We start from the raw sequence: 24,843 nt of genomic DNA on the forward strand, positions 1-24,843 counted from the left end.
AATTAAACTTTAAAACGCGTAGCTCAATGCTAGGTTTAATGATCTTCCCTGCCCTGCTAATTGCTCAAAGCCGGTTACGTTATTTTTTTTATACTCAGCAATGCTAACCCCACCTAATGGTAGTTGATAGTACTGATCAAATAAATTTGTTACCTCAACACTGAGTGTAAATGCATCCCACACTGCTTTAGAACTTAAATTAACTAAATGATAGCTATCGGTTTGGTTTTCAAAGCGGTTGTTATCTATTCTTGTTTTAGTATCGACCCATTGCCATAAAAGCGAGTTTTCAACATTGCCAATTTGCTGGCTAATACCAAGCTGGGTTTGCAATGGTTTAATTTGATAAAGTGGCTGAGTGCTAGAGTTATCGTCGCGTTTGCCACGGGTGTTAGTTATATTTGCTTTTAACTGCCACTGACCTAACTGTTCAGATTGATAAATACTGGCACTTAAATCTACTTTAGCGCCATATGAAATGGCATCTACATTAGTAAATTGCAAAATATTGCGGCTATTACCGTCAATGCCTGAGCTATTAAAGTTTCTTACTATGTCAGCATCAATATAATCACTCACATCGGTATACCAAATATTAGTACTTACACGCCAGCTGTCGTCTTCTGCCAATTTAGTATAAGTAGCACTCATTGTATGCGCGGTTTCAACGCCAAGATCTAGGGTGCCAATATAACCATTACCATCGCCGTACCAGCCAATCATGGTTGTTGCCATATTGCTAACCCCCCAACTGTATCGCTCGTATAAATTTGGCGCGCGATTTTTACGAGCAATACCAAGTTGCAATTCATCAACGTTAGTTATTTGGTAATTAATTAATACGTTTGCATCAACTACAGTATCGGTTTTATTTCTACTCCCTGCATTAAACGTATTTGCTGCCATAGCGTCACTTGGTCCCATATGCATACCGCCCATGTGCATACCTGTGTTATATGCCTGTACTTCATCTACTTGGGTATTTATATTTTCAATACGCACACCCGTGTTTAACCATAGTTTTTTACTATTTTGGCTTTCATATTCTGCAACAAGTGCAATGCGTTGACGCTTACCATTATTAATATTTTTATAGTCGTTTGGCCCCATCATGGCCGAACCTGTAATACCTGGCCACCAATCATCAATACTGTAATGGTAATATTCTTGAGCTAGCAATATGCTACTATCGTTATCTAAATTAATACGCCATTTAAACTGGCTGCTTATATCTTCTGCATCGGTTTTCATTGGCATCATGCCGGTTTTTTCTGCGCTAAAAAATCCCATATCGTGTTTTACGCTATGCCAATTTAGTTGCCCGGTAAATTCACTCTTTTTTAATGTTCTTTTATATTGTGCGATTGCCCCATAACTGGTGTTATCTGTCATATCCATATACTGATTAGCAAAGCCTTGATAGGGAATTTTTTGATGACTTAATTTAACTACAACTTGCTGTTTGTCGTCGCGTATAGCCGCTGTTAAGCTATGATTTTGGGCGCGATATAAAGTATCCAATACAGCATTGCCGTTACCGTCTTCATAGCTGTTTGCATCACTAAACGAGCCCTGATAATTAGCGCTAAATGTATCACTTGCTAAACGCGCGCCTACCCCAAATTTACGACCATTATCAACAGTGCTGTACTTTGCCGATACATAACCAGAATGCCATGCTAAACCGCTATTTTGAGTGTACTGTGGTGCTATAGAGTTAACTCTTATTACACCTGCTATATTATCGCCACCCGCACTTACCGGCGATACACCGGCAACCACATGATAAGACGTAACTTGGTTAGCCGATATATACGACAACGGCGGATTCATTTGATTAGCACATGCCGCTGTTACTTCTGCCCCATCAACTAACACTTTTACTCTGTCACCCATTAAACCATTTAAAATAGGCAAATTAGATACGCCACCAGCGGCTGAAAAATCAACTCCTAAATCTCGCAGCATTGAATCTGCAGAGCCAAGTGCTAAATGTTTATTTTGTATTTGCCCATGTACTTCTATTATTTCCAGTGCAGCATCATCGGCTAATACCAACGGTGATAAAAGTCCACTTATTAAAAGTACTAAAGGTGAGAGTAGGTATGTTTTTTGAGCTTTGCTTTTATAAACCATTGTTAATTTATGCCACTGTAATAGTTGGCGTAATTATATAATGAACTGCAAAAACAAAAGCGCGACATATTGTCGCACTTTGTTAACTATAATCGGCATTTTCATATAAGTTTTAGCTAAGCTTATCTTTTTATATTAGGTTATTTGTCTCTCTAAATTAACCACTCGACATTAAGGCTTTATTAAAGTATTAATTTACCTTTAACGGCCAGCTAATAGATGACGTCCTATGTTATTTGGCTTAAAATGGCCGCCTATTTATTCCCAGCATTTACAACAACACTTCTTTTGCTTTTTCGCAGCAACAACACTTTACAGTTTGTTTGTTGCCCCTAGTTTTTATGAATTAAACATTAATCTCAAAGGATTTTTATGACCGCTAATGTAGCGCCGCCATCTAATCAACTTAACCGAACAGCTATTTTAATCGTGCTTGCGCTCGGTACTTTTATTTTAGGATTATCTGAATTTTCGATGATGCCTATGCTGCCGCTGATCAGCGAAACTTTTGGCTCAACGCCGTCGCAAAGTGGTTACGCTATAAGCGCTTATGCTTTAGGTGTTGTTGTTGGTGCACCCATTTTAATGTTAACTACTGCAAACATGAGAAAACGCAAAGCGCTGCTTATATTTTTAAGCTTAATGTGTATTTCTAATAGCTTAAGCGCTTTTGCAACGTCACTTGAGCAACTGGTATTGTTTCGCTTTTTAAGTGGCTTGCCCCATGGTGCTTATTTTGGTGCAGCTATTTTATTAGCCTCTGAAATTGCCCCAGCAGGTAAGCGCGCAAGCTTTATGTCGAAAGTTTTTATGGGCTTAACCATCGCCACCATTGTTGGCGTACCTGTGGTAACTTTAGTGGGACAAAATTTAAGCTGGCGTTACTGCTTAGCCGGTGCAGGTGTTTTAGCTTTTATTGCTTTTATTTTTGTATATAAAGTTGTGCCCAATATTGAAAATACTAAACCATCTAATTTACTTAATGAGTTTGGGGTATTAAAAAACAAGCTGGTTTGGTCTATTTTGGGGATTGTAATTATTGGTTTTGGTGGGGTGTTTTGTATTTACACCTATGTTGCCGATACTATTTTAGAAGTAACCGACACAGCGCCTTACACCATTTCAATTGCTATGGTGATGTTTGGTATTGGCTCAACGTTAGGCAATTATGTATTAGGTAAAGCGGCAGATAAATCTGCAATTAAAACAACTGGCTTAGTACTGGTTTGCACTATTGTATTTGCCTTTGCTTATGTAACCGCAAGCTATAACATTTGGCTGCTTTATGGGGTTATATTTTTTATTGGCTGCAGTTTAGGACTAGCAACACTAGTACAAACATTATTAATGGATGTATCTCCTAATGGGCATGCCATGATAGGCGCGTTAGTACAGTGTGCTTTTAATGTTGCGAATGCAATTGGCCCTTGGGTTGGAGGCATAGCAATTGCACAAGGTGCAGCACCAAATCAAACAGGCTATGTTGCCGCTGCTCTTTTTGTTGGTGGGTTTTTTATGTGGTTACTTAGCTACTTACAAATGAGCAATAAATCGTTTGTAGTAAAAGAAGCTTAATAACTAAAGAGAGCCGCTAATTTGCGGCTCTCTTTTCTTTTAATTTACTCGGTGCAATTAAACACTTAACGATGCCATATCAATAACAAAGCGATAACGAACATCAGACTTTTCCATTCGCTCATAAGCTGTATTAATTTCATCAATATTGATCATTTCACATTCGGGCAATACATTATGCTCGCCACAAAAATCAAGCATTTGCTGCGTTTGTGCAATACCACCAATGAGTGAGCCTGCAATACGGCGACGTCCCATTAATAATGGCACTGTGCTTAGCTCATCAACAGGACCAACTTGACCAACAATAACCAGCGTGCCATCAATATCGAGCAGTGGTGTGTAAATAGATAGGTCATGCTTTACCGGTACGGTATCAATAATAACGTCAAAGGCTGACTGCGCACTTTTCATTGCATCATCGTTTGACGACACTAAATTATGCTGGGCACCTAGCTTAACCGCATCGTCTTTTTTAGACTCACTACGGCCAACTACCGTAACGCTTGCGCCCATAGCAACTGCGTTTTTAACCGCCATATGACCAAGCCCACCTAAACCAACCACAGCAACACGACTGCTTTTTTAACGCCCCACTTATTTAATGGCGAGTAGGTAGTAATGCCTGCACACAATAGCGGTGCAACACGCGACAGCTCTAAGTTTTTAGGTACTGAGAGTACAAACTCTTCACGCACTACAACATGTTTAGCATATCCACCTTGGGTCATATCGCCGTTAACACGATCTGTTCCTGCGTATGTACCTACCATGCCTTCACGGCAAAACTGCTCTTCGTTGTTATCGCACTGATCGCAACTTTTACATGAGTCGACCATACAGCCAACAGCCACCGTATCGCCTTGCTTATATTTTGTAACGTCGCTGCCTACCGACATAACCTTACCAACAATTTCGTGTCCGGGTACTAACGGGTAGCGACTACCGCCCCAATCAATTACGTACCGCGTGCAAGTCTGAATGACAAACTCCACAGTATAATATTTCAATTTCTACATCGTTATTTCGTAAATCGCGGCGCTCAAAAGAAAACTCGGTGAGTTCTGAACCTTGGATTTTTGCTGCATATCCTACTGTTTTCATAATAACTCCATAGTATGTTAAAAATATAAATACCAAATAAGTATACTTGCTTAGCTGTGAACACTAACTGATGATAAAAACCCAAGCCATGCGCTTGGGTTCGATAATTTGATTGTTGGTAACTAAATTGTTAGTAACTTAATATTTAGGTTTACCCTACTTATTTTGCTAGCACCGCGTTTAATTCATCTACAAATGTATGAATACGCTCTGCATTTTTACCTAAATCACTGCGACCAATACGCGACTTACTACGAATATCAACAAAACGCTGAGAGCCTTCATCCTTAATACGCACCACTATATCGTCTTTAAAACCAAACCAGGTGGTAGTCTCGGTTGCTTCAACAATCCCTTGACTGGCATCACTATTAACTAACTCCCAACCCAAGTTTTTAATGGCTTGCACTGTAGCCGCAACTAGCTCACTTTTTGGGTAAGCATAATTAAGGGTGGTCAGTTCCGGGTAAGCTTTAAGCTGTTGCGCAGCAGTTTCAGCCCCGGCATAGGCCACTGGGTTTGGCGCATCGGCACGCAATAGTGCAATAGCTACAAACTTTGGTGGATTAACTACGTCTGTCGAAATGTCATGAATTGGCGGCACACTTTTCGCTTTATCCATCATATTAAGTGGCATAAAAATAGCAATACCCGCAAATACAACAGCCACTATAGTGCTTCTTACAGTGGCTGTTTTACGCATAAATATAACCTGCACTAAAAGTAATACAAGCGCAGCTCCCCCCACGTAAACGCCAAACCTAAGTCCAGCAAACGCTGTGCCTAATTCAACAACACCAAATTTATATAATGGCCCGGGCAATACAACCATTAAAAAGGCGATTAAACTCACCAAACTTACTAAAACTTTCATTAAATTACTCCAATACATGAATTTTTTATTCGTAAACGGCTTTATACTGTTTGCAATGGAATTTGGGTTACATTGATAACGAATTAAACCATAAAATCTAATGTCGACTGATTAAAGTACTTTAAATTTGGAAATATATCACCTAATTCTGAAGCAGGAACACCAAACCACTTAGCAAGTGTGGAAAAATATTGCTCATTTGCAACACTTGGGATTAATCGCCCTCGCCCTGTATCTTGTGGGCCATCTAAATGTTGAGTTAATAACTCCCCATATATATCGGCGCCTTTAACTGCGCCTCCCATAACTATTTGGTTTCCTGCCCAACCATGATCTGTGCCATCGCCATTAGATGTTAGCGTACGGCCAAAGTCCGACATAGTAAACGACGTTACTTTGTCAGCCATATTCAGCTCATTCATCGCACTATTAAACTCGTTAAGTCCTTGTGCTAGTGTGCTAAGCAATGCAGGGTGAGTATTCAATTGATTATCGTGTGTATCAAACCCTCCCATAGAAACAAAAAACACTTGGCGCTGCGTGCTTAACTTTGCTTGCACACTAATCGCTTTGGTTACCGCAGCTAGTTGCTTCGACAACCCTGTATCGCTAAATGAGGTAATAAGTTCAGGCGCGGCTTCAAGCGCACTATTCATTGTTTGGGTATTTATTATCGCTGAATTAAAACTATTAGCATAAGCACCCGTTAATGGATGATGCGTATTACCCATTATACGGTTCATTATATTGGTTACATGAGCTGTATGTGCGCTATTACCAGCCAAGGCATTAATTTTACTAATACCACTTTTATTAAGCGAAAATGCCTTAGTTTGAGCGCCTGTTTGCCAAAGGTTGGTGCCATCGAGCGATATGTTAGCAGCAAACTGATCTTGCTGATTTAAGCGCTCTAGTAAACGCGCGCCCCAACCATTATTTAGCGATGCCTTTTCACGGCCATACATCCACGCTGCTTGTTGATTGTTATGTGAAAACAAGTGTTGAGGCAGCGGTACTGCTTTATTTTTATAATCGTCAAGTGTGGTCGGTGCAAGCAGAGTACCTACCCCGCCAACAAACGCTAAATTAGCCGAGTCAAACACACTTTGCATGGGTGCAAGTGCTGGGTGCAGCCCTACACCACCAGCAAACGAAGACTGCGTATTAAGTGCAATAGGCGACTTTACAGCTAAATTCTGCCTGCTTTGCTCGTATAACTTACGCTGTTCGCCCTCTAATGGCATTAGCATATTAAGTGAATCGTTCCCACCATATAAAAATATGCACACTAGTGCTTTATAATCACCTAATTCAACGGCATTAGTTGCGCCGGTTAATGCTTGAAGTTGTAAACTGGTTAACGCCGCTGCCGACACTCCACCTTTTAAACATAACGACAAAAATTGCCTTCTATTTATGCTCATTATGTCTCTCCTAATACTGTAAATTAAATTCAGGTGAAATTGCTACCATATAAAGTAAATACGATATGCGTTGACGGATTTGGCTATCATTAAAATAAGCGTCTAAATCGACTAACGCCTGGCGGGTCTCGCGGCTCATTGAGCCTGCAAAGTACAAAATATTGTATTGATCAAGCAGCGAGTGTATACCTTTATTTTTTAGGTGGTTCATGTCGTCTTTAATAAAAACATATATTATTTTGGGGACTAAAGAGGTGTTCCCCTCTGCTGCACGCCACATTAAATCTGAATAATGTTTATTCATTATACCAATTAAAGTAGCATCACTGGCTATTTGTAACTCAGGCGCAACTAAGCCCTCATTACGTAAGTAAGTTGGTTGGTAATCAGGTCTGAAAAAATTAAATACCGAAGACGACTCCATTGGTCCCTGTCCATAGGTATTATATAGCCCCCATGTATTGTAATAACCAATAGCTGATTTAGCATCTAAGTTACGCCAAAATTGTATTGTGGTTAACAACGGTTCTTTGAGTTTCCCCTGATAATTTAAAACACTGCCAAAGTGGCGTGCCTCATCATCTAAATAAATAGCCGTAATAACTGCCGCTAAATCACCGCGCACCCCAGCGCCGTTATCATTAAAAACACTGGCAACACGGGCAACATATTGCGCAGTTGGGTTTGAAGTAATTAACCGCTGTATTAGTTGCTTACTAATAAATGGAGCTACATTATTGTGGTTAAATAAGTTATCTAGGGCTATTTTCAGCGTTTCTTCTGGTCCATACCCTGCTGGTATAATTTCACCACTTAACAGCGTTTTTTGTTTACTTGAATGGTATTCACTAAATGCCTTCATCGGCTGTATAAAATTATTATTTTTTTGCTTAAATGTTTCACTACCTGCAAATGTCCACCCTGTAAATACGCGTGCAAACCCCTGTATTTGAGGCTGTCCGTAAGTAGCAATAGTATTACCTTGTGCGTCCAGTTTTGGGGTCGCATCTAAATTGAGTTCTTCAAGGCCTATTGTAAATAACTGCATCACTTCGCGGGCGTAGTTTTCATCTGGGCGAATATTAAGCTCATCATTTGCCTTTTCATTACCTAAATGGCTTAAAAAAGTACCCATAATTGGCGACAGCGTAACATCTTCAAGTAGGTCTCTGTAATTGCCAAAGGTATGCTTAAGCAATATATCGTAGTAATTAATCATTCCTTCAGGCTGACTACCTACATTACCATTTGCATCCGACACCACCAATATTTGACTCAACGCAAAAGCCACACGTTGACGTAATTGATCGTCGCTATGCAACACCCCTTTCCACCATGCATCAATACGGTTGATATATTGGAAATTAGTTTGGCCCGGGGTTTTAACTAAATATCTACTATGATAGTTAATTGGTAGCGCCATTTGCTGCTTAAGCCATTGCAGCTCGCTTAACCCTTGTGCTTGGCGTATTTCTTTTAAGGTTGGTCCCATAGTACCTTGATGTAGTATGCGTGCCGCAGCAATTTCATCCATGCTATTTCGTGCGACAAAGCTTACAGTTTTAACGTTAGTAGCCCCTTCGTTATCAGTTGCCGTTACACTAAAAACGTATTCCATTGCTGCGTAACTTTGCGCATCAGGTAAAGTAATAGTGACACTACTAGCATTTACAGGTGCATTAAGCACTTTATGTCCCGCTGTTTGCTCCCATACGATACTGCTGATAGTGCCATCGGCATCACTTGCTATTGCGCTTAACTCAACAACCTGTCCGCTAACGATATCATTTACGTTATTTGTTACCGATAGTGTGGGGGGGGTATTTTCGCTTACAATTGGTGTTTCAGCCGAGCCTGATCCCACGTCCGAACCAGAGCTAGAGCCACCACAAGCACAGAGATATAAAGCAGAAATAGTTAGTAAAAAAGTTCTATAGTACATGTGAATTTGTTCTCACCTCAATTAAAGCACGGCAATACTTATTGCCATTAATGCATTAATTGAAACATAAAAATCACATATTTACTCTTTATTTTTTGTAACCGAAACTTGACTAATTCGCAAAAATGCACAAACTACGGGGGTTAAATTACCCAGAGCCTTATTATTTATGAAAACAGAAATTAGCTATCGTTTTGAATCTTCTCAAGTTGCCAACCGATTTATACACCTACTTAAAAATTGGCCCATTAACGATGTAAAAACAAAATTATTTAATGGCGGCAATTGCGTAAAGGTTAATTATGACTATGACGAGAGTGGTTTTGACTACACAGTTGCAGAGCTCGACGACTTAGCCGAAACACACGGCGGTAAAGAAATTTAAAAATAGTGTTTTTATATTTTGAAGTGTTTTTGGCTGGGTCTACTTTTTTTAAACTGATGGATTGTTGATTAGTAAATATAAATTAAACAAAAAAGAGCACTATAGTTTAATTAAACCATAGTGCCGCTGTTTATCGTTATTTATCGAAATGAATAACGGTGCGAATACTTTCGCCTCTGTGCATTAAATCAAACGATTCGTTAATATCTTCAAGTGCCATTGTATGAGTAATAAAGTCACTTAATTTAAATTCACCCGCTAAATAACGCTCTACATAATCAGGTAATTCGCTGCGACCTTTAACCCCACCAAATGCTGAGCCTCTCCATACTCTACCCGTTACCAATTGGAACGGACGGGTTGAAATTTCTTGCCCCGCACCAGCAACACCAATAACCACAGACTCGCCCCAGCCTTTATGGCAGCACTCTAGCGCAGAGCGCATTAGGTTAACGTTACCAATACACTCAAACGAGTAATCAACACCGCCATCGGTCAGCTCTACAATTACATCTTGAATTGGTTTGTCGTAGTCTTTAGGGTTAATAAAGTCGGTAGCGCCTAATTTTTTTGCTAACTCAAACTTACTTTCGTTAATATCTATAGCAATAATTCGGCTCGCTTTAGCCATAGTTGCGCCAATAACTGCCGATAAGCCTATACCACCAAGGCCAAATATAGCGACTGTTGCGCCTTCTTCAACTTTTGCAGTATTCATTACCGCGCCCATGCCGGTGGTAACACCACAGCCTAATAAACACACCTCTTCTAATGGTGCAGATTTATTAACTTTTGCTAACGAAATTTCTGGTAATACCGTGTATTCAGAGAAAGTTGAACAACCCATGTAATGAAAAATTGGCTGGCCGTCTTTGTAAAAACGAGTGGTGCCATCAGGCATTAAGCCTTTACCTTGAGTTTCACGAATTTTTTGACACAAGTTAGTTTTACCCGATAAACAAAACTTACACTCGCCACACTCTGGTGTGTATAAAGGAATAACGTGATCCCCAACTTTTACACTCGTTACGCCCTCGCCAACTTGCTCAACTATACCACCGCCTTCGTGGCCTAAAATAACCGGAAAAATCCCTTCAGGATCATCGCCCGATAAAGTAAAAGCATCGGTATGACAAACTCCAGAGGCAATAACTTTAACTAATACTTCGCCCTTGCGCGGCAGCATTACGTCAATTTCTTCGATAGATAAAGGCTGTTTTGGACCCCATGCTATGGCGGCTTTCGATTTTATAAACTTATCTGACATCTCGTTCTCTCTTAATTAATAAATTATTTAATATAAATGAACGTAAACACGTATTTTAGTTTAGTTCAGTTACCTTAATAATGCGCTGCTGCATATTATGGCGGCTTAAAATTAGGCAATTTACTTTAAAGCAATTATTTATTGTTTTATCAGCTTTACTTACCTTTACTGTTAATGGCTATGCCCTTGCGATAGATTAATCATTGCAATGCCTATGGCCACCAATGCCATTCCTAACCAAGTGGATAAATCTAAATGCTGTTTATATACAAGGGTAGATAATAGCGTAACGGTAACAATAGCTAACCCTGCCCACATCGCATGCACAATACCTACAGGCATGCCTTTCATTGCTTGGCCTAAAAAAACAAACGCAGCCAAATGGCCCAATAACACCACTATGCTGGGCAGTAACCTAGTAAAGCCATCTGTTTGTTTTAATGCCACATGCGACATAGCTTCTGCAATAACACCCAAAAATAAAAATACCCAACTCATATTTTTTCCTATTTATTTTGCGAGCTGTTGTAATTAATGTCGATAACGTTATATCGACTATTTAACTTATTCACAGCATGTTTGTGTTGATGGCTATTATTATATTTGTTTCTGTAAAAATGATAATGTGCTATTTTTGAAATTAACTTATACATATAGGTAACAATCATGCAGTGGGAAGGTATTAGTGAATTTGTACACGTTGCTGAAAACGCCAGCTTTACGCAAGCCTCAAAAAAAATGGCAATATCAACAGCGCAAGTAAGCAGGCAAATTAGTGCGCTCGAAAACCGGCTGAATGTGAAGCTATTTTATCGTACTACGCGCAAAGTATCGTTAACTGAAGAAGGCCGAGTTTTTTATCAGCACTGTCGCAGCGTGCTTGATGGTTTAGATGCTGCAGAGCGGGCTATAACTAACTTACAAACAACGCCCCAAGGTAAAATAAAGCTTACGGCTTCGGTAACTTATGGAGAGCAGCAAGTACTGCCTTTGGTTTCTGACTTTATGCTGCAATATAGTGAAGTCGCGGTTTCTGCTTACTTGAGTAATCAACAAATTGACTTAGTTGAAGGCGGATACGATTTAGCTATACGTATTGGTAAGCTGGCCGACTCGTCAATGATGGCAAAAAAACTCGGAACCCGAACCAGTTATGTGTGCGCATCGCCAGAATATCTGGAAAAACACGGTATACCACATGCAATTTCTGAACTGAGTAAACATAGTTGCCTACTAGGCACGCTTGATTATTGGCACTTTATGGAGTCGGGAAAAGAAAAAAACATTCGCGTTGCCGGTAAGCTACGCTATAACAGCGGGTACAGCCTAGCGGATGCAGCATTAAAAGGATTAGGAATAGTACAACTGCCCGATTACTACGTGCAAAATCACCTACAAAGTGGTGAGCTAATTACCTTATTAGATAGCTATCGAGTGCCTGATGAAGGCATTTGGGCTATATACCCTCATAATCGTCACTTATCGCCAAAAATAAGGTTATTGGTCGACTTTTTAGCAAAGCATCTTAGTTAGTCCGTTAGTTAACATTTACGTTTTGAATAATATTAATCTCGTATTTAACTGTGAGGTTAATATTATTACTTCAACTCAGTACACGCTCACATTTTACTTTTCACTTTGTTAGTTGCAATACTGGTTGCAGGGCTATCGGGCCAAAAATGCTTGGGGTAACGTCCTTTCATTTCTTTTTGTACATCACGATAACTGGTATTCCAAAAGTGCGCTAAATCTTGCGTAAGTTGCAACGAGCGTTTTCCCGGCGATAATAACTCCATTAGCAATGGCAATTTCCCCTGTGCCAATAACGGCGTGTTGGTCATACCGTATACTTCTTGCATGCGTACACTGAGTTTTGCAGGCCCTTCAAGCTGATATTCAATCCTAATATTAGAGCCGCTCGCTACCGTTAAACGCAGTGGCAGTAAGCTTTTTAAGGCACTTTGTTGTTGCCAATCAAAACAATTTTGTAATGCCTCAAAGTAGTTAAACTTTTTAAGCTGCTCCAGGGTTTTAATATCTTGTAAAAACACACCTAGCCACTGCGGTGCCGTTTGAATAAGTTGCTGCTCGTTAATTTGCGGAAACTTTTCGCTCATTAGCTTACTTGCTAAGCTCATTCTAATTAATAGTTGCTCAGCGTCTTTTTGTTCATTAAACAGCGCAAAGCCATGTTTAGTAAATAAATTTAACCATGCTTTGGCGCGCTCACTTTTATCGAGTTTTTGCTTACTTGGCTGGCTAGTAAGGGTAATAGCGCCAAGTCTTACTTCGTCTTGATGGATAAAGCGTGCGGTTTTTTCGTCAAACTCACAGCGAGTTTGCATGCTAAATAAATGCGGTAAATAGGCTTGCAGCTCAAATGGGCTAAGTGATGTAGCACTAAAAATACGCCCGCCTTTGTGCCCTCCCATAGTAGCAATTGCAAGGTAGTCGTCATTATGCCAGTAATCGCGGTTTAGCTCAGCGCCTGCACCATTGGCAAGTAAGTAACCACTGCCACGCTTTTTCGCGATTCGATCGGGGTAAGCAAGCGCCACCAGCAAGCTTAAGTGCTCGGTATTTAAATCACCATTTGACTCTTTTACTTTTAAGCGACTTTGCCAATATTTTAATTGCTGCTTAAATACCGGATGTGGCCGTTGTTGTTGGCTATGCAGCGCTAAGCTTAGCTCGTTAGCAGTATTTACGCGGCTTTCAAGTAATGCCACCAAATAAATAGCGAGTCGATAGATACCGGGGAGTGCTTGCTCTAATGCCTGCGCTTTTAAAAGCATATGCGCCAACCGAATATCAGCGCCAAAGCCTAACATTTTACTGCCAAGCCGTGTGAGCTTACCTTTGCTATCAATGGCTTCAAGCATGCTAAGTAAGTTACTTGCCTGTATGCCCTGCTGCTCAGTAGGTTTATCAAGCAAGGTTAGCTCCTCAATACTTGCCCCCCATTGCTTAGCTTCTAGCATTAGTTGGCTTATGTCTGATGTGAGTATTTCGGGATTGTCGTGGCTATTACGGCGCTCAAAAGTTTGCTTAGAGCCCAGCCTATAAACCACCCCTGGCTCTATTCGCCCTGCACGCCCTGCACGCTGCACTGCCGATGAGCGCGATATACTTTGTGTTGTTAGTTCAGTAACACCGGTTTTTAAATTAAAGGTCGCGGCGCGGCGTTTACCGCTATCAATCACAATCCTTATACCTTCAATGGTTAAGCTGGTTTCGGCCACATTGGTAGTAAGTACCACTTTGCGCATCCCCTCTGGCGCAGGGGCAATAGCTGCTTGCTGATTGGCTTTATCTTGCTCGCCAAATAGCGTTGCTACTATACAATTGTTTGGTAAGTCAGTGAGCGCTTGCTGTACCCTGAGTATTTCGTGCTGCCCTGGTAAAAACACCAACGCGCTGCCGGTTTGCTCACTCAATGCTTGTTTTATTATAGTGGGGATTGCATCAAGCCAGCGGCTTTCATCTTTTATGGGTATATAGACTTCATCTATTGGGTAGCTGCGCCCGTTTGATTGAATTACAGGACAAGCAAAAAATTCAGTGTAACGCTGGGTATCAAGGGTTGCCGACATCAACATTATGGTTAAATCTTCGCGCAGCGCACTTTGGGTCTCCAACGCAAATGCCAATGAAGTATCGGCTGCAATAGAGCGCTCATGAAACTCATCAAATATCAGTAAATCAACATCGCCAAGCTCAGGATCGTTTTGCAGCATACGGGTAAGCATGCCTTCGGTAACTATTTCAAGTCGCGTATTCGCACTTACTTTACTCTCGCCTCTTATTCGCAAGCCAACACTTTGGCCAACACTCTCGTTTTGACACTTTGCCAAGTAACTAGCAATATTACGCGCAGCTAAACGACGCGGCTCTAGCATTACAATACGCTTAAAGTGCCCATCGCGCATAAGTTGCAGCGGCAACCAAGTAGACTTACCCGCACCCGGCGGCGCTTGCAGTAGCGTAATTGGGTTGCTTTGTAATGTTATTACGAGTTGTTGATATATGTTTTGAACCGGCAGCACTGCTATTTACCCTAAATTGATTTGCCGGCATTGTAACAAAAAACCGCAGCGTAACTGCGGTTGATATTTAATAATTAATACTCTTTTACAAGCAACTAAGCTCAATAGGTTGCCCATTAGTTGCCCACTTTCTACCTATTAACTCTCTACTAGCTACCCGATACCATTCTAATTCGCTCTGCGGGTACGCGTAATTGCCGCATTAAATACACTTTAAACGACTCTGCATAAGGCTGATCATCTACGGCTTTTTGCATGCATAATAGCCAAGCTTCACTTTCGGCAACGCCTACCGTTAAATGTTTATGCGCCTGTGGAATATTAATGCTACCAAAATGCTCCGCGTACAGCTTAGGGCCGCCCATCCAACCTGACAAAAAGTAAGCTAACTTTTTACGCGACTGCGACAAGTCTTCACTGTGCATATCTCTTATGTGCTTAGCCTCTTTCAACTGTTGCATATAATCATAAAATGCATCAACCAGCTGGGTAATGCCGGCTAACTCCCCCGCCATTTTGTAAGAGCAATCTCCTACGCCATATTCACACATTTTAGTATCCATAACTCACTCATACCGCCTTTTTATCGCAACATAATAACTTAAAACCCATAATGGATAAGCAATTATTACAAACTGCTATGTATATTTTGTATACATTTAAAGAAGGGCCACATAATTACACCCACCTTTTAGCCTTACTCTATTTATGATTGATATTAAGCTACTGATATTAATTACAAAAAATATGTATGCTTTTTTTGGTATACGACTTGCTACTTATAATCGACTATTAATTTCACTAATCTAAAGTAAGGAGCTACTTATGAACAGCGATCGTATCAAAGGTAATTGGAAAGAACTTAAAGGTAAAGCGCAACGTAAATGGGGCGACATAACCGACGATGATTTAGATAAAATTGAAGGTAGCCGTAAAGAGTTAGTTGGTAAAATTCAACAGCAATACGGTAAATCGAAAGAAGAAGCCGAACGCGAAGTTGATGAATTTGAAAAAGACCATTAATTTTAAGCTATTAGCTACTTAAAAATAAACCGCCTTTGTTGGCGGTTTTGTTTTTGGCTAAACATTAAAATAATAATATTACTATGACACCCACTCTAATAATTAATCCCTTTGATGTTTATCTAAATAAACATTGCTGAGCTTAAAACCCTATTAGCTTTAACAATCTCTCTGCTTATTTAAATAATATTAAAATAACGCTGTTTTTATTTATTTTTAGGCATGCGAAATACTCTGTTTTCACAGTGAGGGGGAATAACGGGTAAGTTTTGAAGTAACGCTTTAAGCCAGTAGTTTTTCGCAGTTACTAACGTTGGCGCGCCGCTTTCTGTTTAGGTGTTCACAGTATCCTTCGTGTGACACTGGGCGACCTACTGCGCCATGAAATACGCGACTAAATTGCGTGGTGAGTTTTAACCAGTTTTCGGAGGTAATGTTTACTCTTTGTAACAGGGGTAAAGTGGTATTTTCAATATGGCCTTTCTTGTCTTCACATATACAACGCCCAGTTAATTCTACTAATTCAAGGTAAGATTTAAGCTCAAACGGTAACCCTTTGGCCATGTGCTTTTTGGGTTTACCTGAAAAGCGCAGGAGTTGCTTCGGTTGCTTACCTGCAGTGGCACTTTCAATACGTATTTTTACGCTAGTATGGTCTGATGTTTCTGGCGTTGCTGCTGCCTTTGCTCTTATTGGGTTTAAATCTACATACGCCATACAGGCGATTAATGCTGATTCATCTAAGAGGGCTTGTGATTTAAAGCGTCCCTCCCAAAAGCGGCCGGTACAGTTATCTTCTTTATTAGCTCTGCGCGCAATGTCTTCATTTAATAGCCGCATAAACCAACTGATATTAGCTAAGCGTTCTCGGTATTCACTAATTGTTTCATTTAAAAAGAGCCATTCAATTTTACTCAGCTCTTCACCTTGCAGATATTTGTTGGTGAGTACGGTGCCTTTACAAAGCCTGTGCCAGCGCTGAATAATGGTTTTATCGGTTAGTCGCTTGGCTTTTTTATCGTCAACATAGAGTACTAAGTGGGTGTGGTTGCTCATTACCGCATACGCACACACATCAATACAAAACACCTTAGCGAGGGCAAGTAATTTGCTTTCAACCCAGCCTCTGCGATGCTCATACGATTGGTTAGTAAAGTGGTCTACGCCGCATAAAAATGCACGGCGTACACAGCGCGAAATACAGTGGTAGTATTTTGTATCGACCAAACTGACCTGACGTTTTCTTGCAATAGCCATGTGACACCCTGCTTAATTATCGTACTACACAGAGCTTAGTTAATCATGCTGATATTGCAAATGTTAGGATGGATGTCTGTTTAATTTTTACCTTTAATAAAACCATATCGGACTTATCGCTAGGCTTGTTATTAATACACATGACAATAGACAAATCATCTCAACCAGCTTTAAAATATTGTGTATATAGTTTGTCTAAACCATCTTTGAAAGTAACTGTATAACTAAATCGTTTTGTCAAAAATGACGTTATTGCTAAATATTCCTCTCTGTCACACTCTGCTACACTAGCAATAGTTATACTATCACTAGAGAAAATAACTTTTCCTTTCCCCATAAAAAGAACAGCTTTGCTCTCTTTTTTACAAAAGCTTTTTAACTTTTCATCTAACTTCTTGTCGGGCAGCTCATCGCCATCAATATAATATGTAAAAACACAATTTAAAGCAGATCCAATACCTGCATTTTTTAGTTCTATCTTAAACTCATTGTCAACATCAAGAAAAGAGCAGTGCTCATAAAGTACAGGTTGAAAAGATAGTTCTATACTTTTACGATTATCAGCTATTCCTTTGTAAGCGAATACAAATGTAATAAGCCCTATAAATGTAGCGATTAGATCTCCTGCTTTTAGTTCAGCATTCCATTTAATTGGAATATCAAAATCTCCAAAAATAAAGCCTATAAAAACACCCGCTGTTAGCGTTAAAACAATCACAGTAATTTGAAAGAAAGTTGAGTTTTTATACATCTCGTGTGTCATTCCTGTCCGTTGCTTTTATACTTTCTAATTTATTAGCAAAAAAATAAAATAGACTGTGTGATATATCTAATGGCATATCTGTTGCGTAAGCAATATTTTCTTTTTCTAACAATTTTGTTTCGTAATCAAATGATTCAATAAGTACATCCATTGAGGCCGGAACATCTTTTAAATAATAATATTTTAAACTAATAAAAATATAGGATTTGCTAAATTACACTCCTTTGTTAAAAATCTTATAACGGTCTAATTGACCTCATTCAGTTGTTTATAACATCTAGAGCGGATTGTATTATATTGTCCAATAATCCCACTGAAAACTCTTTTAAACAATTGATTATCTTTACTTTAAACCACTTTATACGATTGATATTTAAACAAAATCGAGCCTAATTAGGCTCGCTTTTGCTTTATTTGACAGCTAAAAAATGAACGTTTTTCCTTACTCCGGATCATACCCCAAGTTAGGCGATAGCCATCTTTCAGCCTCTTCAAGCGTCATATTAGTTCGTTTAGCGTAGTCTTCCACCTGATCTTTTTGGATTGCTGCTACTGCGTAATATTTTGCCTCTGGGTGTGAAAAGTACCAGCCCGAAACGGCTGCACCTGGCCACATGGCGTACGAGCTGGTGAGCTGCATACCAATGCGTTTTTCAGTATCGAGCAGTTGCCAAATTTTCTTTTTCTCGGTGTGCTCTGGGCACGCTGGGTAACCTGGCGCTGGGCGAATACCTTGGTAGTTTTCGCGTATTAGCTCATCGTTTGCTAGGTTTTCATCTGGTGCAAAGCCCCAGTATTCTTTACGTACTTGCTCGTGTAAATACTCGGCAAACGCTTCGGCTAGCCTGTCGGCTACGGCTTTAATCATTATTTTGTTGTAATCGTCTTGCTGTGCGTCAAACGCATTGGCAAGGTCGTCTTCTTCCAAACCACCCGTTACTGCAAACGCGCCAAAGTAATCGGGTGTACCTTTTGGGGCTATGTAATCGGCTAGGCAGTAGTTAGCAAAATCGGTTTTTTCGGTTTGCTGGCGTAAATGGCACGAGGTAGTTAACACCTCTTTGCGTGTTTCGTCGGTGTATATTTCTATGTCGTCGCCAACCCGGTTTGCCGGAAATAAACCAATTACACCCAGTGGTTGCAAGCTGCCTGCTTTTTCAAGGTCGTCTAACATGTCGTTGGCGTCTTTAAATAAGCTTTGCGCTTGCTCGCCTACTACTTCATCGGTCATTATGCGCGGGTATTTACCGGCGATTGACCAGGTCATAAAGTATGGCGTCCAATCTATGTATTTACGCAATGTAGTTATAGATACATTTTTAAACTCTTGCACGCCAAGCTGTTTCGGCACTGGTGGTGTGTAGTTATCCCAATCGAGTTTGGCGGCGTTATCGCGAGCACGCTGAATTGTCACTGGTTTTGAGCGTGGTTTTTTACGCGCTTGTTGCTCGCGTACTTTAACGTACTCGGCTTGTGTTTTTTCTAAAAAGTCACTTTTGTGCTCTTTTGATAATAAGTTTGAAACCACACCCACAGCACGGCTGGCGTTACTCACATACACTACGCCTTTATCGTACTGAGGCTCAATTTTAACGGCGGTGTGCGCTTTTGATGTAGTAGCACCACCAATTAACAGCGGCAGTTCAAAACCACGGCGTTTCATTTCTTTGGCTACGTGTACCATTTCGTCAAGCGATGGGGTAATTAGCCCCGATAAACCAATAATATCGGCTTTTTCGTCGATTGCGGTTTGCAGTATTTTATCAGCAGGCACCATTACGCCTAAGTCGATTACTTCGTAGTTATTACATTGCAGTACTACGCCAACAATATTTTTACCTATATCGTGTACGTCGCCTTTTACGGTGGCCATTACAATTTTGCCGTTGGTTGAACCTTCTTCTTTTTCAAGCTCAATGTAGGGGTCTAGGTAAGCCACAGCACGCTTCATTACACGGGCCGATTTAACTACTTGTGGTAAAAACATTTTACCTGCACCAAATAAGTCACCTACTACGTTCATGCCGTCCATTAACGGACCTTCAATTACGTGAATAGGTTTAGCGGCAGCTGCGCGGCACTCTTCGGTGTCTACTTCTATAAAGGTAGTTATACCTTTAACAAGGGCATGCTCAAGGCGTTTTTCAACGCTCCAACTGCGCCATTCTAAATCTTCAATGCGCTCGGCTTGTGCCATGCCTGAGTACTTAGGCGCAAGTTCTACTAAACGCTCGCCTGCACCGGGGTCGGTATTGAGTATTACGTCTGTAACGGCTTTGCGTAGTTCTTCGGGAATATCGTCGTAAACCGCCAGTTGCCCAGCGTTAACAATCCCCATATCCATACCCGCTTGAATAGCGTGGTATAAAAATACTGAGTGAATTGCTTCACGTACTGGGTTATTACCCCGAAACGAAAACGACACATTCGACACTCCGCCCGACACTTTACAGTGCGGCAAGTTTTGCTTTATGCGCCGTGTGCCTTCAATAAATTCGACCGCGTAGTTGTCGTGCTCTTCTATCCCTGTGGCTACGGCAAATATATTTGGGTCAAAAATAATATCTTCGGGCGCAAAGCCAACGTCTTCTACTAATATTTTATAGCTACGCTCACATATTTCAAATTTTCTATCGGCGGTGGCGGCTTGGCCGTCGGTATCAAAGGCCATAACTACAGCCGCTGCACCAAAACGTTTAATGGTTTTGGCTTGACGAATAAACGGCTCTTCGCCTTCTTTTAACGAAATTGAGTTAACAATGGCTTTGCCTTGAATACACTTTAAACCGGCTTCTATTACTTCCCATTTAGAGGAGTCGACCATGATAGGTACGCGCGAAATATCGGGTTCTGAGGCAATTAAATTTAAAAACTTAACCATGGCCGCTTTTGAGTCCAACATGGCTTCGTCCATGTTTATATCAATTACCTGCGCGCCGTTTTCTACTTGCTCGCGGGCAACAGTTAGCGCGGTTTCATAGTCTTCTTCCATGATCAAACGTTTAAACATGGCGGAGCCGGTTACATTGGTACGTTCGCCGACATTAGTAAATACTGCTATTTTTTGAGTCATGTTGGCGGCTCCTTAATTTAAGTTACAGGCTTCGAGGCCCGATAAACGCATGCGTACTTCAATTTCTGGCAACTGGCGTGGTTTAACACCCGCTAAACCTTTTGCAAAGGCGCGAATATGCGCAGGTGTGGTGCCGCAGCAACCACCTACAATATTAATAAAACCCGATTTACCCCAATCAATAATTTCGGTTGCCATTTCTTTTGCTTCTAGGTCGTAGCCACCAAATTCGTTAGGCAAACCTGCATTTGGATGCACTGAGGTAAAGGTTTCGCATACACGCGACAACTCTTGCACATATTGGCGCAGTAAATCAGGGCCTAAGGCGCAGTTAAGGCCAATAGAAAGCGGTTTAATATGGCGAATAGAGTTATAAAAGGCTTCGGTAGTTTGCCCCGAAAGCGTACGCCCTGAGGCATCGGTAATAGTGCCGGAGATCATAACTGGTAATGTGCGCCCTGCTTGCTCAAACGCTTCTTCTACTGCAAACGATGCAGCTTTAGCATTGAGGGTATCGAATATGGTTTCGATTAAAATAATATCGGCGCCACCTTCCATCAGTGCCAAGGTCGATTCTACATAGGCAGTAACTAAACGATCAAAAGTAACATTACGATAGCCCGGATCGTTTACATCGGGCGACAATGAACAAGTTTTTGATGTTGGCCCAAGTACGCCTGCTACATAACGCGGTTTTTCGGGCGTTTTAGCACTAAATTCATCGCAAAGTAGCCGCGCTAATTTTGCCGACTCTAGGTTTATTTCACGGCTTAAATTAGCCATGTCGTAATCCTCCATCGAAATGGTGGTGGAGTTAAAGGTATTGGTTTCGATAATATCGGCACCGGCAGCTAAAAAGCTACGGTGAATATCGGTAATTATTTTAGGCTGCGTAAGGCTTAGTAAATCGTTATTACCGCGAATAAGTACATGCCAATCTTTAAAGCGTTCACCCCGGTAGTCTTGCTCTTCTAATTGGTGTGCTTGGATCATAGTGCCCATAGCGCCATCTAAAATTAAAATACGCTCTTTTAACGCTGCACTTAGTTCGTCGTGCTTGTTTTTATTTTGGTCATTATTAAGAGGGTTATTCGGCATAGTTGTTAGTCCTTACGTCTTGGCTAACTAAATTAATATCATAGGGTGTAGTTTGGTACACGTAATAATTTAACCAGTTCGAAAAAAGTAAAAAAGCATGGCTTTGCCACGTTTTTGAAGGTTGTTTAGTTGCATCGTCATCTGGAAAGTAATTTTCGGGTTTGGGCGCATTGTCGCTTTTTTCGCAATCACGTTGGTATTCAGCTTTTAACGAGTCGGCGTCATACTCTGGGTGGCCGGTAATAAACACTTGGCTGCCCGACTTGTTTTTAACTAAGTAAGCACCTACTTTCTCAGAACCTGCTAGCACGATTAGCTCATTGCAAGCATTTATTTTATTTACATCTACATGGCCATAACGCGAATGCGGTACTAAAAAGGTGTCGTCAAAGCCGCGCGTTAACGCCCCATGTTCAAAATAACATTGGTGCGTAAATACGCCGCACAGTTTATCGGTTTTTAAATCGCGCTTTATTTTATAATGATGATAAAGCGCCGCATGTGCTGCCCAACACGAAAAAAGTGTAGACGTAACATGCTGCTCAGCCCAATCTAAAATTGCGGTAAACTCATCCCAATAAGCTACATCCTGGTACTCTAAATGCGCTAGCGGCGCGCCGGTAACTATTAATGCATCGTAGTTATTGTTTTTTACTTCTGAAAAATAACGATAAAAGGTATCTAGGTGCTGCTCTGAATTACTGCTACTGCGATGAGTGTCAAGACGCAGTAGTTCTACATTTACTTGCAAAGGCGAATTGGCAAGCAAACGAATAAACTGTACTTCGGTTTCAACTTTATTAGGCATTAAGTTAAGAATAGCCAAACGCATGGGGCGAATCTCTTGCGTTTTTGCACGAGTTTGTGGCATTACAAATACGTTTTCTTGGCGCAGGCGAGCAATAGCTGGTAGCTCGTCTTTTACTGTAATTGGCATCCTTTTACTCCTATTCATCAAAACCGAAAACTTATTATGAACAGATAAGAAAAAATATCAACCAATAGATGGATAGATGTCTAAATACCCAAATGAAATTTTTTCATCCTATTTTATAATCGCATTTGTGCACTTTATAGTTTGTTTCTCGGTTTAAAATTGGCCATTCGTTGACTGCCTCACCCGTCAACCACTACAATAGAGCATTGTGATTTTTATTATTATTTGAAGGTTTTTTCCATGGTTTTACCTGATAAATTTATATTCTCGATGAGTCGAGTTTCTAAGGTTGTGCCACCTAAGCGCACTATCTTAAAAGACATCTCGTTACATTTTTTCCCGGGCGCTAAAATTGGTGTGCTTGGTTTAAACGGCTCTGGTAAATCAACATTGCTACGTATTATGGCCGGTGTTGACCAAGACTTTGAAGGTGATGCCTTTCCACAACCAGGCACTAAAATTGGTTACTTACCGCAAGAGCCAGTACTAGACGAAAGCAAAACCGTACGCGAAATTGTTGAGCAAGCGGTTGGCGAAGTTAAATATGCGCTTAAACGCCTTGACGAAGTGTATAACGAATACGCCATGGAAGACGCTGACTTTGACGCACTTGCAAAAGAGCAAGGCGAACTTGAAGCGGTTATTCAAGCGCACGATGGTCATAACATAGACAACGTTTTAGAGCGCGCTGCCGATGCACTACGTTTACCTGAGTGGGATGCTAAAATTGAGCACCTTTCGGGTGGTGAACGCCGCCGTGTTGCTATATGCCGACTGTTACTTGAAAAACCAGACATGCTTATTCTCGATGAGCCAACTAACCACTTAGACGCTGAGTCGGTTGCCTGGTTAGAGCGCTTCTTACACGATTACGAAGGCACTGTTGTGGCGGTAACGCATGACCGTTACTTCCTAGATAATGTAGCAGGTTGGATTTTAGAGCTTGACCGTGGTGAAGGTATTCCATGGGAAGGTAACTACTCTTCGTGGTTAGAGCAAAAAGATGCGCGCCTACAACAAGAGCAAAAGTCTGAAAAAGCACGTCAAAAGTCAATTGCGCAAGAGCTTGAATGGGTTCGTTCAAACCCTAAAGGCCGCCAAGCTAAGTCAAAAGCACGTATGGCGCAGTTTACCGAAATGCAGCAGTCTGATTATCAAAAACGTAACGAAACCAACGAAATGTTTATTCCGCCTGGCCCACGTTTAGGGGATCAAGTGCTTGAAATAACTAACTTACGTAAAAGCTTTGGCGACCGTGTATTAATCGACGATTTAAGCTTTAGCATGCCAAAAGGTGCCATTGTGGGCATTATTGGTGCAAACGGTGCGGGTAAATCAACACTGTTTAAAATGATCAGCGGCGAGCAACAACAAGACAGCGGCAATATCACCATAGGTGAAAGCGTACACATTGCAACGGTTGATCAGTTCCGTGACGGTATGGACGAAAGCAAAACTGTTTTCCAAGAAATATCAGACGGCCAAGACGTGCTTAAAATTGGTAATTTTGAGTTCCCAAGCCGTGCTTACGTTAGCCGTTTTAACTTTAAAGGTAACGATCAGCAAAAGTTTGTTAAGGACCTATCGGGTGGTGAGCGTAACCGTTTACACCTTGCTAAGTTATTAAAAGCTGGCGGCAACGTGTTACTACTGGATGAGCCAACTAACGACTTAGACGTTGAAACACTACGTGCACTAGAAAACGCTATTTTAGAGTTTCCTGGTTGTGTAATGTGTATATCGCATGACCGTTGGTTCCTTGACCGTATTGCTACACATATTTTAGATTACCGCGACGAAGGCCAAATTAACTTCTTTGATGGTAACTACACTGAATACGAAGAGTGGCTTAAAAAGACGTTAGGTGCAGAGGCAACTCAACCTAAGCGTATTAAATACAAAAAGATTGGTTAATAGCTAATTTTAAGCTCTAGGCAAT

General features: G+C 40.9%; 19 protein-coding genes and 1 pseudogene. 5 read left to right on the plus strand and 15 right to left on the minus strand.

The genetic code is table 11. The annotated features are described in order from the left end of the window. Window positions 1-9: 9 nt before the first annotated feature. Window positions 10-2,136 (minus strand): TonB-dependent receptor plug domain-containing protein, encoded by a 2,127-nt coding sequence (locus PTRA_RS11660; protein WP_058373897.1) that lies wholly within the window; start codon window positions 2,134-2,136, stop codon window positions 10-12. Window positions 2,137-2,508: 372 nt separating this feature from the next. On the opposite strand from PTRA_RS11660, the gene PTRA_RS11665 reads away from it, so the two are divergent. Further along, entirely contained in the window at window positions 2,509-3,711 is a 1,203-nt protein-coding gene (locus tag PTRA_RS11665) for an MFS transporter (protein WP_058373898.1), read from the plus strand. A 57-nt stretch (window positions 3,712-3,768) separates the two neighbouring features. Here the strand turns inward: PTRA_RS11665 and PTRA_RS11670 are convergent. The 4 genes and pseudogenes from PTRA_RS11670 to PTRA_RS11685 form a co-directional block, all read right to left on the minus strand. Next, a pseudogene (locus PTRA_RS11670) lies at window positions 3,769-4,815 on the minus strand (NAD(P)-dependent alcohol dehydrogenase). A gap of 160 nt (window positions 4,816-4,975) precedes the next feature. Then, window positions 4,976-5,689: a DUF1499 domain-containing protein gene (locus PTRA_RS11675; RefSeq protein WP_058373899.1), complete on the minus strand. Its 714-nt coding sequence runs from the start codon at window positions 5,687-5,689 to the stop codon at window positions 4,976-4,978. 83 nt (window positions 5,690-5,772) lie between these two features. Beyond that, entirely contained in the window at window positions 5,773-7,113 is a 1,341-nt protein-coding gene (locus PTRA_RS11680) for a DUF1501 domain-containing protein (protein ID WP_058373900.1), read from the minus strand. 10 nt (window positions 7,114-7,123) lie between these two features. After that, window positions 7,124-9,055, minus strand: coding sequence for a DUF1800 domain-containing protein (locus tag PTRA_RS11685; RefSeq protein ID WP_058373901.1), 1,932 nt, complete (start codon window positions 9,053-9,055; stop codon window positions 7,124-7,126). Between the two features lie 169 nt (window positions 9,056-9,224). On the opposite strand from PTRA_RS11685, the gene PTRA_RS11690 reads away from it, so the two are divergent. After that, complete coding sequence (locus tag PTRA_RS11690) at window positions 9,225-9,440, plus strand: hypothetical protein (protein WP_011328869.1); 216 nt, start codon at window positions 9,225-9,227, stop codon at window positions 9,438-9,440. 136 nt (window positions 9,441-9,576) lie between these two features. Here PTRA_RS11690 and PTRA_RS11695 read toward each other — a convergent pair whose 3' ends face one another. Next, window positions 9,577-10,707: an S-(hydroxymethyl)glutathione dehydrogenase/class III alcohol dehydrogenase gene (locus tag PTRA_RS11695; RefSeq protein WP_058373902.1), complete on the minus strand. Its 1,131-nt coding sequence runs from the start codon at window positions 10,705-10,707 to the stop codon at window positions 9,577-9,579. A 171-nt stretch (window positions 10,708-10,878) separates the two neighbouring features. Next, window positions 10,879-11,205, minus strand: a complete 327-nt coding sequence (locus PTRA_RS11700) for a DMT family transporter (protein ID WP_011328871.1) — start codon at window positions 11,203-11,205, stop codon at window positions 10,879-10,881. A 168-nt stretch (window positions 11,206-11,373) separates the two neighbouring features. Between PTRA_RS11700 and PTRA_RS11705 the strand changes: the two genes are divergently transcribed. Continuing rightward, entirely contained in the window at window positions 11,374-12,240 is an 867-nt protein-coding gene (locus PTRA_RS11705; RefSeq protein ID WP_058373903.1) for a LysR family transcriptional regulator, read from the plus strand. A gap of 86 nt (window positions 12,241-12,326) precedes the next feature. Here PTRA_RS11705 and hrpB read toward each other — a convergent pair whose 3' ends face one another. After that, the gene (hrpB, locus tag PTRA_RS11710) at window positions 12,327-14,753 is read right to left on the minus strand and encodes an ATP-dependent helicase HrpB (protein ID WP_058373904.1); all 2,427 of its coding nucleotides are present in this window, start codon (window positions 14,751-14,753) and stop codon (window positions 12,327-12,329) included. 149 nt (window positions 14,754-14,902) lie between these two features. Then, window positions 14,903-15,316 carry a group II truncated hemoglobin gene (locus PTRA_RS11715; protein ID WP_058373905.1) on the minus strand — a complete coding sequence of 138 codons (414 nt, stop codon included), beginning with the start codon at window positions 15,314-15,316 and terminating at the stop codon, window positions 14,903-14,905. A 262-nt stretch (window positions 15,317-15,578) separates the two neighbouring features. Between PTRA_RS11715 and PTRA_RS11720 the strand changes: the two genes are divergently transcribed. After that, window positions 15,579-15,776 carry a CsbD family protein gene (locus PTRA_RS11720; protein WP_011328875.1) on the plus strand — a complete coding sequence of 66 codons (198 nt, stop codon included), beginning with the start codon at window positions 15,579-15,581 and terminating at the stop codon, window positions 15,774-15,776. Window positions 15,777-16,058: 282 nt separating this feature from the next. Here the strand turns inward: PTRA_RS11720 and PTRA_RS11725 are convergent, their stop codons facing one another. The 6 genes from PTRA_RS11725 to metA form a co-directional block, all read right to left on the minus strand. After that, a complete protein-coding gene (locus PTRA_RS11725) occupies window positions 16,059-17,033 on the minus strand; it encodes a hypothetical protein (protein WP_058373906.1) in 975 nt (324 codons plus the stop codon). Window positions 17,034-17,193: 160 nt separating this feature from the next. Next, the gene (locus tag PTRA_RS11730; RefSeq protein ID WP_157756051.1) at window positions 17,194-17,796 is read right to left on the minus strand and encodes a hypothetical protein; all 603 of its coding nucleotides are present in this window, start codon (window positions 17,794-17,796) and stop codon (window positions 17,194-17,196) included. Continuing rightward, a complete protein-coding gene (locus PTRA_RS19135) occupies window positions 17,777-17,947 on the minus strand; it encodes a hypothetical protein (protein ID WP_167653574.1) in 171 nt (56 codons plus the stop codon). Before PTRA_RS19135 ends, PTRA_RS11730 begins: the two co-directional genes overlap by 20 nt. Before the next feature lie 291 nt (window positions 17,948-18,238). Continuing rightward, the gene (gene metH, locus PTRA_RS11735; RefSeq protein ID WP_058373908.1) at window positions 18,239-20,869 is read right to left on the minus strand and encodes a methionine synthase; all 2,631 of its coding nucleotides are present in this window, start codon (window positions 20,867-20,869) and stop codon (window positions 18,239-18,241) included. A gap of 12 nt (window positions 20,870-20,881) precedes the next feature. Continuing rightward, window positions 20,882-21,967 (minus strand): homocysteine S-methyltransferase family protein, encoded by a 1,086-nt coding sequence (locus PTRA_RS11740; RefSeq protein ID WP_058373909.1) that lies wholly within the window; start codon window positions 21,965-21,967, stop codon window positions 20,882-20,884. Further along, entirely contained in the window at window positions 21,957-22,904 is a 948-nt protein-coding gene (gene metA / locus PTRA_RS11745) for a homoserine O-acetyltransferase MetA (RefSeq protein ID WP_058373910.1), read from the minus strand. The genes PTRA_RS11740 and metA overlap by 11 nt, the downstream gene beginning before the upstream one ends. A 240-nt stretch (window positions 22,905-23,144) precedes the next feature. Here metA and ettA point away from each other — a divergent pair, with 240 nt between their 5' ends. Beyond that, window positions 23,145-24,818 (plus strand): energy-dependent translational throttle protein EttA, encoded by a 1,674-nt coding sequence (gene ettA, locus PTRA_RS11750; RefSeq protein ID WP_011328882.1) that lies wholly within the window; start codon window positions 23,145-23,147, stop codon window positions 24,816-24,818. Window positions 24,819-24,843 lie beyond the last annotated feature (25 nt).

Origin of the sequence: Pseudoalteromonas translucida KMM 520 (assembly GCF_001465295.1) — a bacterium.
Lineage (GTDB): Bacteria > Pseudomonadota > Gammaproteobacteria > Enterobacterales > Alteromonadaceae > Pseudoalteromonas > Pseudoalteromonas translucida.

Coding starts and splice junctions, on each gene's coding strand:
- PTRA_RS11730 (WP_157756051.1), bottom strand. CDS start 17,796: ATGACACACGAGATGTATAAAAACTCAACTTTCTTTCAAATTACTGTG.
- metH (WP_058373908.1), bottom strand. CDS start 20,869: ATGACTCAAAAAATAGCAGTATTTACTAATGTCGGCGAACGTACCAAT.
- PTRA_RS11665 (WP_058373898.1), top strand. CDS start 2,509: ATGACCGCTAATGTAGCGCCGCCATCTAATCAACTTAACCGAACAGCT.
- PTRA_RS11715 (WP_058373905.1), bottom strand. CDS start 15,316: ATGGATACTAAAATGTGTGAATATGGCGTAGGAGATTGCTCTTACAAA.
- PTRA_RS11740 (WP_058373909.1), bottom strand. CDS start 21,967: ATGCCGAATAACCCTCTTAATAATGACCAAAATAAAAACAAGCACGAC.
- PTRA_RS11685 (WP_058373901.1), bottom strand. CDS start 9,055: ATGTACTATAGAACTTTTTTACTAACTATTTCTGCTTTATATCTCTGT.
- metA (WP_058373910.1), bottom strand. CDS start 22,904: ATGCCAATTACAGTAAAAGACGAGCTACCAGCTATTGCTCGCCTGCGC.
- PTRA_RS11675 (WP_058373899.1), bottom strand. CDS start 5,689: ATGAAAGTTTTAGTAAGTTTGGTGAGTTTAATCGCCTTTTTAATGGTT.
- PTRA_RS11660 (WP_058373897.1), bottom strand. CDS start 2,136: ATGGTTTATAAAAGCAAAGCTCAAAAAACATACCTACTCTCACCTTTA.
- PTRA_RS11705 (WP_058373903.1), top strand. CDS start 11,374: ATGCAGTGGGAAGGTATTAGTGAATTTGTACACGTTGCTGAAAACGCC.
- PTRA_RS11690 (WP_011328869.1), top strand. CDS start 9,225: ATGAAAACAGAAATTAGCTATCGTTTTGAATCTTCTCAAGTTGCCAAC.
- PTRA_RS11700 (WP_011328871.1), bottom strand. CDS start 11,205: ATGAGTTGGGTATTTTTATTTTTGGGTGTTATTGCAGAAGCTATGTCG.
- PTRA_RS11725 (WP_058373906.1), bottom strand. CDS start 17,033: ATGGCTATTGCAAGAAAACGTCAGGTCAGTTTGGTCGATACAAAATAC.
- PTRA_RS11695 (WP_058373902.1), bottom strand. CDS start 10,707: ATGTCAGATAAGTTTATAAAATCGAAAGCCGCCATAGCATGGGGTCCA.
- PTRA_RS11720 (WP_011328875.1), top strand. CDS start 15,579: ATGAACAGCGATCGTATCAAAGGTAATTGGAAAGAACTTAAAGGTAAA.
- PTRA_RS11680 (WP_058373900.1), bottom strand. CDS start 7,113: ATGAGCATAAATAGAAGGCAATTTTTGTCGTTATGTTTAAAAGGTGGA.
- ettA (WP_011328882.1), top strand. CDS start 23,145: ATGGTTTTACCTGATAAATTTATATTCTCGATGAGTCGAGTTTCTAAG.
- PTRA_RS19135 (WP_167653574.1), bottom strand. CDS start 17,947: ATGGATGTACTTATTGAATCATTTGATTACGAAACAAAATTGTTAGAA.